At 58.0% G+C, this 12,258-nt stretch carries 9 protein-coding genes; 1 reads left to right on the top strand and 8 read right to left on the bottom strand.

The annotated features are described in order from the left end of the window. Positions 1–3: 3 nt before the first annotated feature. From V7730_RS12090 to V7730_RS12055, 8 genes are all read right to left on the bottom strand, one after another. Entirely contained in the window at positions 4–876 is an 873-nt protein-coding gene (locus V7730_RS12090) for a dimethyl sulfoxide reductase anchor subunit family protein (RefSeq protein ID WP_335747849.1), read from the bottom strand. Continuing rightward, a complete protein-coding gene (locus V7730_RS12085; RefSeq protein ID WP_335747848.1) occupies positions 876–1,634 on the bottom strand; it encodes a 4Fe-4S dicluster domain-containing protein in 759 nt (252 codons plus the stop codon). The genes V7730_RS12090 and V7730_RS12085 overlap by 1 nt, the downstream gene beginning before the upstream one ends. Beyond that, a complete protein-coding gene (locus V7730_RS12080) occupies positions 1,634–2,497 on the bottom strand; it encodes an alpha/beta fold hydrolase (RefSeq protein ID WP_335747847.1) in 864 nt (287 codons plus the stop codon). Before V7730_RS12080 ends, V7730_RS12085 begins: the two co-directional genes overlap by 1 nt. After that, a complete protein-coding gene (locus V7730_RS12075; RefSeq protein ID WP_335747846.1) occupies positions 2,494–5,334 on the bottom strand; it encodes a molybdopterin oxidoreductase family protein in 2,841 nt (946 codons plus the stop codon). Before V7730_RS12075 ends, V7730_RS12080 begins: the two co-directional genes overlap by 4 nt. An 18-nt stretch (positions 5,335–5,352) precedes the next feature. Continuing rightward, the gene (pta, locus tag V7730_RS12070; RefSeq protein ID WP_335747845.1) at positions 5,353–6,351 is read right to left on the bottom strand and encodes a phosphate acetyltransferase; all 999 of its coding nucleotides are present in this window, start codon (positions 6,349–6,351) and stop codon (positions 5,353–5,355) included. Positions 6,352–6,392: 41 nt separating this feature from the next. Continuing rightward, the gene (gene xsc / locus V7730_RS12065; RefSeq protein ID WP_335747844.1) at positions 6,393–8,171 is read right to left on the bottom strand and encodes a sulfoacetaldehyde acetyltransferase; all 1,779 of its coding nucleotides are present in this window, start codon (positions 8,169–8,171) and stop codon (positions 6,393–6,395) included. An 85-nt stretch (positions 8,172–8,256) separates the two neighbouring features. Then, positions 8,257–9,741 (bottom strand): MocR-like pyridoxine biosynthesis transcription factor PdxR, encoded by a 1,485-nt coding sequence (gene pdxR, locus V7730_RS12060; RefSeq protein WP_335747843.1) that lies wholly within the window; start codon positions 9,739–9,741, stop codon positions 8,257–8,259. A gap of 75 nt (positions 9,742–9,816) precedes the next feature. Further along, entirely contained in the window at positions 9,817–11,682 is a 1,866-nt protein-coding gene (locus V7730_RS12055) for an FAD-dependent monooxygenase (RefSeq protein ID WP_335747842.1), read from the bottom strand. A 73-nt stretch (positions 11,683–11,755) separates the two neighbouring features. On the opposite strand from V7730_RS12055, the gene V7730_RS12050 reads away from it, so the two are divergent. Then, positions 11,756–12,229 (top strand): MarR family winged helix-turn-helix transcriptional regulator, encoded by a 474-nt coding sequence (locus V7730_RS12050; protein ID WP_335747841.1) that lies wholly within the window; start codon positions 11,756–11,758, stop codon positions 12,227–12,229. Positions 12,230–12,258 lie beyond the last annotated feature (29 nt).

Genomic DNA, 12,258 nt, shown 5'->3' with positions numbered 1-12,258 from the left:
TAGTTATCGCTTCCCGTAATACAGACCAACGACATGCTCTGCCTGCGCAAAAAAGAGCCAGCGCGCGGTTAGCACACCGGTAATATGAGAGATGACTGCAAGCAGGGCAATCCAGTGGTTGAATGGGATCAGCAGGAAAATGACGGGCAACACGGCCATCAACAGAATCGCGATGATGCGCAGTTTTTGGCCGTGCTTACGCCCGATCATATAGACGAATTCGCGCAGCAGATAGTTGGTGCCGGTATGGGGCGGCTCAAACGCGCGCACGCTCCCGATATTGCCAAGGCCGGTGGCCGATGCCATGTCCGTGCCGCTAGTTGCCAGAGCGCTATCACCGCGCCACCAAGTGGCCACTTGAATGCCGCCAGCAACGGCCAGCAGGACTACTGCCGGGATCACCTGCCCCGACAGAAGCGCGCCGCCCGCAAGGCAGAGCGACAGAAAGTTGGCGGGCGTGTAAACGCTGTACCAGCGTGGGACGGTCTTGAGTTGGCCGTAGATCATCGATGTTGTGAACACCGTGCCCAGTGACGCGGCAGCCCCTAACAGACCTAAAACCGTCCAGCGTTGAGCAAAAAACACCAAACCCGCGCCGTAGATCGCCATCAGCACCAGCGCGGCCACCGCGCACCATGCTTCACGCGACAGCCAGCTGCTCCGCCATTGTGTGAACGCTTTGAGCGCCCGTTCGGGATGGCCGAGGTGGAAGGTCGACGAGATCAAACCGCCCACTGCAAACAGATAGGCGATGGTGAAAAACGCAAAGGCGCTGAACCCTGTGCTCGCTGGCATGCCTAGGCCCAGAAATACTAGCAGGCCAAAACCGAGGCCCGAAAAGGTTGAGAAGAAGATGACGGAGGGGGCGGGATGCATCAGAGTTTCTCCAGTGTCTTGTCGAGCCAGCGCAGAAATCCTGTGGCCTCGGTCGCGACCGGCTCAAGGAATGGGGCCAGAACATCTATCTGTGCCTCGTCCCCCGAGAGCTGGTCTTTGGGGCGCGGCGGCAAGTACTTGTTCACCGGCTTCGTGCCTTGCTCTGGCATCAGGTCCATGCCGCCACGTGCTGCGACCAACTGGCTGACATCCGAGTCCGGATCGCCAAGATCGCCGAAGTGGCGCGCGCCTGAAGGGCAGGTGCGCACACAGGACGGGGTGCGGTCCACCTCTGGCAGGTTCTCGTTATAAATGCGGTCCACACACAGCGTGCATTTCTTCATCACGCCCTCGGCTGCGTCCATCTCGCGTGCGCCGTAGGGGCAGGCCCATGCACAAAGGCCGCAGCCGATGCAGTCACTCTCGTTTACCAGCACAATGCCGTCTTCGACGCGCTTATAGCTCGCGCCAGTCGGGCAAACGGTGACGCAGGGGGCGTCCTCACAATGGAGGCAGGATTTGGGGAAGTGGATCAGCTGGGCTGCACCCTGTTCTGGCTGCACTTCGTAGCTGTGCACACGGTTGAGGAACGTGCCTGACGGATCGGAACCGTAGGGGTCCTGATCTGACAGCGGTGCGCCGTAGTTCTCAGTGTTCCAGCCTTTGCAGGAAATCACGCAAGCGTGGCAGCCCACGCAGGTGTCCAGATCAATTACCAGTCCAAGCTTTTTGTCGGTATGGGTCGGGAGCGTCGTCATCAGGTCCGGTCCTTTGCATAACAGCTTTGGGCGAAGGCCAGCAGATCAGCGTTGAAGGCTTCGGTCTCTTCCCAAAACGGCGCATGGCCGCTGTGGGCGTATTTGATCGCCCGCCCGTTTGGAAGGATTTCGACGGTTTTCTCCGGCATCGGTGAAACGGCAAGCCGTTCATGCACGCCCCATTGCACCAGCGCAGGCACGGATGTCTTGGCCAGATCGGGGCCGTAATCCTCATGCCGTTTGCGCGAGGCCAACCGCACATGCGGTGGGCAAAGCATATTAAAGCCAGTCATGATCGCTAGATCATCGGGATCGGGTGGCGTAGCAAAGCATGCCTTTAGGAACGCCACTGTCGCGACAAGGTTCGCTCCCAATTCCTCTCCATACATATCTGTGGCGCGCACGGCGCTATCGTTCTCTCGCCGCTCCAACGCCTCGACCGGGCTGTAACGGCCAGTTGAACCGGAAGAGCCGATCAGGCTGAAGCCGGAAATTGCCTTATCGCCCTGTACGCGCAGATAATCCTGCACCACCCAGCCGCCCATGGACCAGCCGATGAGCAGCGGACGTTTCAACGCGAGGGTTTCAATGATGGCATGCAGATCGCCCGCCCACGGGGCCGAGTTGTCATAGGCTTCAGTAGCGTCCGGTTTTCCCGATAGGCCATGGCCGCGCAGATCAGGTACGATCAGGCGGCAATGCTCGGCCAATGGGCCGGAGAGCTGGCGCGTCCAGCTTTGGTGCGACTGTGACCAGCCGTGGATAAGGACAACGGGTATGCCGTCAGGATTACCGTATTCGGGCACATACAGCGGTACGTCCTGCCAGCCGGTTACGGTATGGGTGCAGCGCGGTGCGGTCATTTTCCAACTTTCCATTTAAGCGCTGACGGACCTTGGCCAACGGGGGATTTGATCGGCGGCATGCTTGGCTGGGATTCTGCATCTGCAGGAGCGTCGACCTTTTTGACGGCGACTTTCAGGTCAAACCATGCGGCCTGTCCTGTTATCGGGTCAGAGTTGGCCCAGCGGAGCCCGTCCCCTTTGGGGGGCAGAAGTTCATGGATCAGGTGATTGAGCAGGAAGCCTTTGGTGGCCTCTGGCGCGTCTTTGTCCAGTGCCCAAGCCCCCTTGCGTTTGCCTATCGCGTTCCATGTCCAGATCGTATTTTCGTTTAGCGCAGCCATCTCCATTACAGGCACGGTGATGGAGCCATGGGGTGATGTAATCTCGGCCCAGTCGCCATCGTTCAGGTCATGCGCGCGCATCAGTTTGGACGGAAAATACATCGGGTTACGACCATGCAGTTGGCGCAGCCACGCGTTCTGGCTACCCCATGAATGGTACATCGCCATGGGCCGCTGGGTGAGTGCGGTAATAGTGAAGCCCTCGTTACCCTGCTGGTCGGTCTCGTACCAGATCGGCAGGGGGGACATCGTTTCGCGGATGCGTGCGCGCAGGTGGTCTGGGGGCTGCCGTTCTCCGTGGCCTTCGGCGGCCAGCTGGAAGCGGCGCATTGGTTCTGAGTAGAGAGTAAAAAGGTAGGGCTGCGGGCTATCATAAAGACCCATCTTCACTGCCCAATCTTGATAGTCGGCGTTCCACGGTTTGTAGTAGTTCGCGCCTTCGGGAATGTGCTCGACGAAGAAGCCGCCGTTGGCGATGTAATTATCGAGCTGGGAAGCGTTCACATCGCCGCGCCCGTTTTGCAGTCCATTTGCCCCCGTCCGCCAACCGGCCAGCGGCCCGACACCTGGGCGGCGTTCATGGTTGACGATGTAATCGGCGTAATCGGCGTATTTCTGGGTGCCGTCCTTATTGGTGAAGGCGGGCAAACCAAGGCGGGCACCCAGATCACATAGCGCGGACTGGAAGCCTTTGACGTTCCGGTCAGGCTCTACCACGGGCCAGCGGATCGCGTCTGCCATGGCGTCCGCCTCGCAAATGGGGCGGTCCAGCAGAGAGATGCAATCGTGCCGCTCAAGATAGGTGGTGTCGGGCAGGATCAGATCGGAATAGGCGACCATTTCAGAGCTGTAGGCATCGGAATAGATGATGCGCGGGATAACGTATTCGCCGCTTTCGTCCTTGTCGGTAAGCATCTGTGTGACGCCTGTCGTGTTCATGGAAGAGTTCCACGACATGTTCGCCATATACATGAAAAGCGTGTCAATTTTATAGGGATCGCCCGCATAAGCGTTCGAGATGACCATATGCATCAGGCCATGAGAGGACATCGGGTTTTCCCACGTGAAAGCCTTGTCGATACGCGCAGGGCTGCCGTCTTCCTTGAGGGCCAGATCATCGGGGCCGTGCACAAAACCAAGGTGCGGACCATCAAGCGGTGCGCCCGGTGTAGCTTTACAGTGCGGTTTGGGGTGGGCTGTTGCAGGTTTGGGGTAGGGCGGCTTGAACCTAAAGCCGCCCGGCACCTCAACGGTACCAAGCAGGATTTGCAGCGTATGCAGCGCGCGGCAGGTTTGGAAGCCGTTTGCGTGGGCGGAAATCCCGCGCATCGCATGGAAGGATACAGGGCGACCTGTCATCGTCTTGTGGTGCTCTCCGCGGAAGTCGGTCCATTCGTGATCAAGCTCGAATGCTTCTTCGAACGCCACGCGTGCTAGTTCGGCAGCCAGCGCGCGGATGCGTTTGGCAGAGATGCCGCAACGCTCTGCCACGGCTTCGGGGGCGTATTGATCATCAAGATACATCTCGGCCATCTGGTGAAAGACGGGTCGGTGCGTGATGCCTTTGGCGCGGTAACTGGCGGCAAGGTCGGGCTTCACGCCTTTGCGGTCAAACGGGGCGAGCTTGCCGGTGGTGCGGTCGATAACCTGCTCTTTGCCGTCTGCATCACGCAGCTTGAGGCCGTACTCAGGTGACTTTTCGTCTCCGTTGATCAGCACAGCGGCGTCTGTATATTGCGCCAGATAGTGCAGATCGATCTTGCCGGCCTGCATCAGGCAGTGGATCATCGACAGGATAAACAGCCCGTCAGTGCTCGGCGTAATGCCGACCCAATCATCGGCCACGGCATTGTAACCGGTGCGGATGGGATTGACCCCGACCACCCGCGCGCCGCGCTTTTTGATTTTGCCGATACCCATCTTGATGGGGTTTGAATCGTGATCTTCGGCCACGCCAAACAGCATAAACAGTTTAGTATGATCCCAATCGGGCTGACCAAACTCCCAAAATGCGCCGCCCATCGTATAGATGCCGGCGGCCGCCATATTGACCGAGCAGAACCCGCCGTGTGCGGCATAATTCGGTGTGCCAAAGCTTTGGGCCCAGAGCGAGGTAAAGCTTTGCGACTGGTCGCGTCCTGTGAAGAAGGCAAGTTTCTCTGGGTTCGTATCTCGGATGGGGCGCAGCCAACTTTCGGCGATGGTATAGGCCTCGTCCCAGCTGATCTCTTCGAATTTGCCTGATCCCCGCTCACCCACACGTTTCATCGGCGCGCGCAGGCGCGACGGGGCGTTGTGCTGCATGATGCCGGCAGAGCCTTTGGCACAAAGCACACCCTTGTTTACGGGGTGATCGCGGTTGCCCTCGATGTAAGCGACCTTGAGATCGCCGAGCGGGTCCTTCTTCATGTGCACATTTATGCCGCAGCGGCAGGCACACATATAGCATGTGGTCTTTCTGATCTCGTCGGAGACTTTCGGGCTCAGGTCCAGCACGGGTTGTTTATGCGACATAAGTCTCTCCTGACGGGGTTATTGTGCGGCCTGTACCGTGGTGACGGCGATCATGTTTGTCACATCCGCAGCACTGCATCCACGCGATAGATCATTGGCCGGCTTGTTCAAGCCCTGAAGGATGGGGCCGATGGCGTCACAGCCCCCTATACGTTGGGCGATCTTGTAGCCGATGTTGCCGGCATCAAGATTGGGGAAAATCATCACGTTGGCCGATCCTGCCACTGTTGATCCGGGCGCTTTGGACGCGCCGATCGCAGGTACAAAAGCAGCGTCGAATTGCAGTTCGCCGTCGGCGGGCAGATCGGGATGCGCTGCCTGCAAAAGCGCCAGAGCATCAGTCACTTTGGTCACACGTTCGTGCTTTGCCGACCCCTTGGTTGAGAAACTAAGCAGGGCAACCCGGGGGTCATCGCCTGTGAGATGTTTGCACGAGTCGGCAGACTGGGCAGCAATCGCGGCCAATTCAGCCGCGTCCGGATCAATGACAAGCGCGCAGTCCCCGAACACCATGACCTTGCGGCCAGACGGGTGATTTTCTGGGAACTCCATTAAAAAAACTGAAGAAACGATCGCAGCATCGGGGGCTTTTCCGATCATCGTCAACGCGGCGCGGACTGTTTGGGCCGTTGTCGAGATTGAGCCACCTATCGTGCCGTCTGCGTCACCTGTGTGAACCATTAAGGCAGCAAACATGAGCTGATCTCGGGACTGCCGCGCCGCGATGGCCCTGTTCAGGCCTTTATGGCGGCGCAGATCGTAATGAAGCTCTGCGTAGCGCTCTGTCAGAGGGGATGTCTCTGTATCTTGAATGTACAGACCTTCACGGCTCGTTGCGTTGGATTCCGCCAGTAGCGCGGTAATTTCGGCTTCGGGACCAACCAATGTGATCGGCCCCATGCCTGCGTCAAGGGCGGCCAGCGCACCAGCCACGATCCGAGGGTCTTGACCCTCGCTCATGACAATATGTGCAGGCCGCTCGGCTGCGCGTTTTCGAATATCGCGCAAGACGCTCATATTAGCCTATCCCAATCATCTGTTGCCTTTGAATGCACAAATCAGACTGCTTGATCACGCATGTCGGCAACATCAATTCCCGCCACGGATACAGGTTTTTTCATGGCGTCACGGCGGAAGGGTTCGCCCAGCTCCTGATTGATCATCGCTTCGATCAGGGTGGTTTTGCCGTTGTTCATCTGGTCGTCGATCGCCTTCGCCAGTGCAGTTGTCAGTTCGTCCTGCGTACGAGCCACGACGCCTTCCAATCCGCAGGCCTGCGCGATACCGGCGTAGGACACATCTGTGTCCAGCTCGGTGCCGACAAAGTTGTCGTCAAACCACAGGGTCGAGTTACGCTTCTCCGCGCCCCACTGGTAGTTGCGGAAGACGACCTGCGTGACCGGGGGCCAATCACCGCGACCAATGGCTGTTAATTCGTTCACGGCGATACCAAAGGCGCCGTCACCTGCGAAGCCAACGACCGGCACGTGTGGTTGTCCGATCTTGGCACCCACGATGGCCGGCAGGCCATAGCCGCAAGGCCCAAACAAACCGGGAGCAAGGTATTTGCGCCCCTCGCTGAATGAAGGATAGGCGTTACCGATGGCACAGTTGTTGCCGATATCGGAGGAGATAATCGCCTCTTGCGGCAGCGCCTGCTGGATCGCGCGCCACGCCATGCGGGGGCTCATCCAGTCCGGCTTATCTGCGCGAGCGCGTTGGTTCCACGTAGTGCCGGGATCGTCCTGTTCGTCCGTCATCGAGGTGAGTTCTTGCGCCCAAGCGGATTTGGTTTGTGCGATCATAGCTTTGCGGTTGTCGCGGTCAGTATCGCCTGCGGTATCGGCCAGTTGGGCAGTGATAGCGGACGCCACTTTGGTTGCATCGCCGACAATGCCCACCGTGACCTTTTTGGTCAGACCGATGCGGTCTGGGTTGATATCGACCTGAATGATTTTCGCGTCTGTCGGCCAGTAATCAATGCCGTAGCCCGGCAGGGTAGAGAACGGGTTGAGGCGTGTGCCAAGGCACAAAACCACATCGGCCTTGGAGATGAGCTCCATCCCCGCTTTCGACCCGTTATAGCCCAGCGGTCCTGCGAACAGCGGGTGATTGCCGGGGAAAGCATCATTGTGCTGGTAGCCGACACAAACCGGCGCATCCAGTTTCTCGGCCAGTACGCGCGATGCCTCGATGCCGCCCTTTGCCAGCACGACGCCGGCGCCGTTCAGGATCACGGGGAACTTGGCCGTGGACAGCATTTCAGCCGCTTTTGCCACGGCGTTCTCACCACCCTGAGGCAGCTCGAATTCGACCACTTCAGGGATTTCGATATCAATCACTTGCGTCCAGAAATCACGCGGCACGTTGATCTGCGCAGGCGCAGAGGCGCGTTTGGCCTGCATGATCACGCGGTTCAGCGTCTCGGCGATGCGGGTCGGATCGCGCACTTCTTCCTGATAGGCCACACAATCGGCGAACAGGTTCATCTGCTCCATCTCTTGGAAGCCGCCCTGACCGATGGTCTTGTTCGCGGCCTGCGGCGTGACCAGCAGTAACGGCGTGTGGTTCCAATAGGCAGTTTTCACGGCGGTGACGAAATTGGTGATGCCGGGACCGTTTTGCGCGATCATCATCGACATCTTGCCTGTCGCGCGGGTGTAACCGTCAGACATCATACCAGCGGAGCCTTCGTGCGCGCAGTCCCAAAACTTAATTCCGGCCTTCGGAAAGATGTCCGAGATCGGCATCATGGCAGAGCCGATAATGCCAAACGCATGCTGGATACCGTGGCGCTGGAGCGTTTTGACGAAAGCTTCTTCGGTGGTCATCTTCATCGGAGGTGATCCTTCGGTTGTATAAATACGAATCTGGTTGTCGGATAGGTTACGGCGTCTATCACCAAAGGGTTAGGGCCAGATTTCATACCGGAATATGACCACTATGGGTCATAGCTTCAATTTCTGATGCAAGGGCTTTCATTCCCTCCGATATGCGGCTTGTCGGAATTGAAGAATAGCCAAGCCGGTAAAAATTGCGCTGCTGGTCTTCGCCGCCGAAAAATGAATGTCCAGGTTCGATCAGCACACTTCGATTGCGCAGGCGTGCAGCAAGGATGCGCGTGTCTATGCCGTCTGGTGCGCGCATCCAGAATGACGACCCGCCATGCGCACCTTGGCCTGCAATGTTCAGACCGTATTCCGCGATGGCTTCTTCCATCTTTGTGCGTCGTTCGTGCAGTACATTGCCCATCTTGCGCACCAGCGCATCGTAATGGCCCAGCGATAGGAAGTAGGCTGCGGTGCGTTGAATATGTCCGGGCGGGTGCCGCAGCACTGATGCTCGGAGGGCGCGGGCTTCGCGGATGAAAGGCTCGGACCCGACAAGGTAGCCAAGGCGCAGGCCCGGAAAAAGTGATTTGGAGAAGCTGCCCACATAGATCACGCGCCCATCGGTATCGAGCGATTTAAGCGCGGGGGAGGGTGCGCGCAGGAACGAGGTTTCGAACTCGTAGTCGTCCTCGACGATCAGCGCGTCGATCTCACGCGCTCGGGCCAGCAGCGCGCGGCGGCGTGGCATCGGCATGGTAGCATTGGTCGGGCATTGGTGGCTTGGAGTAGTAAAGATGACGTCGGTGTCAGGAGGGATCGCTTCGGGCGGCAGACCGTCCTGATCAACACGCACAGGGGTTACATGACAGCGTGATTGCACCAGAATATCGCGCAAAGCATGATAGCAGGGGTCTTCCAGCGCCGCGCGGCGGCGCTGCGTCAACAGTACCTGTGCGGTAAGCCAAAGTGCGTTTTGTGCGCCCAGAGTGATCAGAATTTGTTCTGGCGCTGCTGTAATCCCTCGGCGGGGCAGGGTGTGGCGCGCAATGAATTCAATGAGCTGAGGATCGTCCTGATCATAGTAGTCGCTAGTCATCGAGGTGAAGTCGCGCTGCCCAAGCGCTTGCAAAGCACACAACCGCCAGTTTGCATGATCGAACAGGGACTGATCGGCTTGCCCATACACGAAAGGATAGCGGTAGCTGGGCCAATCCTGTGGCTTGCTTGGCGTCACGCCGCCGCTGAAACGTTGCCCGATGGCACGGGTCCAGTCCACCGCATCCAGCGTATCAGGGCTGGGTGAAAATGATGGCGGGCTTGGTGCGTTCTCCGACACGTAATAGCCCGAACGCCCTTTCGACATCAGATAGTCATTCGCCAAAAGCTCGGTATAGGCGATGGTCACCGTGATGCGACTTACCCCCAGATGGGCAGCCAACTTGCGTGTTGAGGGCAGCTTTTCGCCATGCTGGAATCGGCCGGACAGGATGCCTTGCGCAATCATCTGCTGGATCTGCGATTGCAGGGTGCCTTGCGCGTCAGGCTGTAGAAAAAAGGTTTCGACAGGAAGGGCCATGATGTTTATTATAGCTTGGACTTAACTCTGGCGCAATCTGGACCTAAGGGTTTGCGAAATGAGCGTGCCGACGCGCTATTGCGGGATCATGAAGCGGCCAAAGAAATTCGCGAGCGTGTCAAAGTCTCCCACTGGCTGTACAGCTGCAATGAACTGATCAGGCCGTATGATGAGTAGAGCCCCGCGCGCACGGTCGATGCTGCGGTGGTCAAATATGTCCGGACCGTTCTTAAGATCGGAGCAAAACACTTTCTCATAATCAATCAGGCCATAGCGGCCTTTCGTGGGCAGCAGCAGATCAGGGAGGCTATCAACCTGCACTTCTTGATGCGCCGTTTGGAATATCGCGCGTAAATCAATCACGCTGTCGATGTTATGGCCGTGCGGCGTATAGCGCTTGATCGGGCTGGCAACATCGTTGCGCAGATATTGGCAGAGCTGCGCGATTTGACAATTGGGCTGGCCTGTATCGCCAGCTCCGGCAAAGGCGAACAGGCGCCAGCGCCCGTCAGCCTTTAGCGTATGTCCCAGATGCACCGGCTTGCCATCGCCGAGACGGATCACTGGCGCCGAATGAAATCGCATGCCGACCTTGAGGCCGCGCGCCAAAGCTTGATGCGCGCCTTTGCAGATTATATTGGAGGGCTCATAGCGCGTTTCGACTCCCGCCGTGTACCGACCATGTTTCTTGAAGTAGCTCTGGAACTGAGCGGCTTCTTCAGTGTTTTTTGGTTTGGCGCTGAACAGGCGGGCCATGTCACGGTCAAAATCAATCAGTTCTTTCGCCTTTGCCTGACGTTCCTGCGAATAGCTATGCAGCAGTGCAGGTTGCGCTTGGCCGTGCAGTACAGCGGCCAGCTTCCAGCCCAAATTGAAGGTGTCGGCCATAGAGACATTCATGCCCTGTCCAGCCTTGGGGCTGTGTGTGTGGCAGGCATCCCCTGCAATAAAGATGCGAGGCGTGCGGGTTTTACGATCGGATTGCGGCACATCATCGAAGACGTCGCAGACGCGCTGCCCTATTTCATAGGCGGACCACCACGCCACTTCTTTAACGTCCAGCGTATAGGGCGCAAGGATGGCGCGCGCCTTTTCGGTTAGCATTTCAGCAGTCACGTTGCGGTCTGCTGCGCGCTCGTCTTCATTCAGCGCATCTAGCTCGATATACATGCGGACCAGATAGCCGCCTTCGCGTGGGATGATCAGCAGGCTACCGTGCTCGGCCGATTGGATCGCGCATTTTAGGCGGATGTCGGGAAAATAAGTCACCGCGAGCACGTCCATCACACCCCAAAGCTGGCGCCCAGCTTCGCCTTTAAGCGTATGGCCCAAGGATCTGCGCACAACGCTGCGCGCACCGTCACAGCCTACAACATAGCGCGCTCGCAGAGTTTCGATTGCGCCGGTGTCGAGACATTTGAACGTGGCGGTGACGGGAAACTCGGTGTCGTCGGTACGGGTTAGAGTTGCCAGTTCGCGGTTGTAGTCAGGTTCAAGCCGACGCGCCGATTTCTTCATCACGTCGAGATAGAAATCATGGACGCGCGCCTGACTGAGAATGACATGGGGCATCTCGGACAGGTCATCTTCTACATCCTGAATCCGGTCTGCGCGGTGCAGGCCTTTGCCATCGGCCTGGGGGCGCCAAAAGGCGACCTCGTTTACCCAGTAGGCTTCCTTCAGGACTTTTTCAGCAAAGTCGAATGCCTCGAACATCTCAATGGAGCGGCAGGCGATGCCGTCTGCTTGCCCAACCTCAAGCGGCCCTGATTTACGTTCGGTGATGCGGGTGGAGATGTCAGGGAAGGCGGCCAGTTGTGCTGCAAGGGTGAGGCCGGCGGGTCCGCATCCAACAATCAGAACGTCCACATGATCGCTTTGTGCTGTCTCGGGCGCGACTGAGGGATCGCCACTGTGGAAACCATTGAGATGGTATTGCATAAGCCAATCCCCTTAATTGATAAGTATGCTTATCATGTAGCTTGTGCGTGGCGATTGTGTCAATGTAGTATGCATGCATACTTTTAACGGAACCACTGTTATGTCCATCGCCCCGTCTCTATCCCTCATGCCCGGCCATCTTATTCGCAGGCTCAACCAGCAATCGGCTGCGGTGTTTCAGGAGCGGATGAAAGAGGCGGGATATGACGTGACTTCGGTTCAGTTTGCCGCGTTGGACACGCTGGAAAAACACCCCGAGCTTGATCAGGCTGGGCTTGCCAAGCGTATCGGGTATGACCGTGCAACAATCGGTGGTGTGGTGAAGCGGTTGGAGGGGAAAGGTCTTGTTCGCCGTGCGCCAGATCCCGACGATCGCCGCGCGTTTAGGCTTGCGCTCTCTGCGGACGGCACGACTTTTCTGGCGCGGCTCCGGCCCGTTGTCATCGCCTTGCAGGAGGAGATACTGCCCGGCCTTACATCGGAGGAACGTGCCGTGTTGTTGGAATTGATGAAGAAAGCGCTCGTGGGGAAAGAGAGTGCAAGCTAGACGCGAGATCAAAAGGCGTTGTGTCGCCG

Origin of the sequence: Sulfitobacter sp. (genome assembly GCF_036961165.1) — a bacterium.
Lineage (GTDB): Bacteria > Pseudomonadota > Alphaproteobacteria > Rhodobacterales > Rhodobacteraceae > Sulfitobacter.
The sequence above is the reverse complement of the archived record's forward strand: the minus strand, read 5'-3'. Positions and strand labels throughout refer to the sequence as shown.

What these genes read in the sequence shown, in the direction of transcription:
- V7730_RS12090 (WP_335747849.1), bottom strand. Translation starts at nt 876, where the DNA reads ATGCATCCCGCCCCCTCCGTCATCTTCTTCTCAACCTTTTCGGGCCTC.
- V7730_RS12085 (WP_335747848.1), bottom strand. Translation starts at nt 1,634, where the DNA reads ATGACGACGCTCCCGACCCATACCGACAAAAAGCTTGGACTGGTAATT.
- V7730_RS12080 (WP_335747847.1), bottom strand. Translation starts at nt 2,497, where the DNA reads ATGACCGCACCGCGCTGCACCCATACCGTAACCGGCTGGCAGGACGTA.
- V7730_RS12075 (WP_335747846.1), bottom strand. Translation starts at nt 5,334, where the DNA reads ATGTCGCATAAACAACCCGTGCTGGACCTGAGCCCGAAAGTCTCCGAC.
- pta (WP_335747845.1), bottom strand. Translation starts at nt 6,351, where the DNA reads ATGAGCGTCTTGCGCGATATTCGAAAACGCGCAGCCGAGCGGCCTGCA.
- xsc (WP_335747844.1), bottom strand. Translation starts at nt 8,171, where the DNA reads ATGAAGATGACCACCGAAGAAGCTTTCGTCAAAACGCTCCAGCGCCAC.
- pdxR (WP_335747843.1), bottom strand. Translation starts at nt 9,741, where the DNA reads ATGGCCCTTCCTGTCGAAACCTTTTTTCTACAGCCTGACGCGCAAGGC.
- V7730_RS12055 (WP_335747842.1), bottom strand. Translation starts at nt 11,682, where the DNA reads ATGCAATACCATCTCAATGGTTTCCACAGTGGCGATCCCTCAGTCGCG.
- V7730_RS12050 (WP_335747841.1), top strand. Translation starts at nt 11,756, where the DNA reads ATGCATACTTTTAACGGAACCACTGTTATGTCCATCGCCCCGTCTCTA.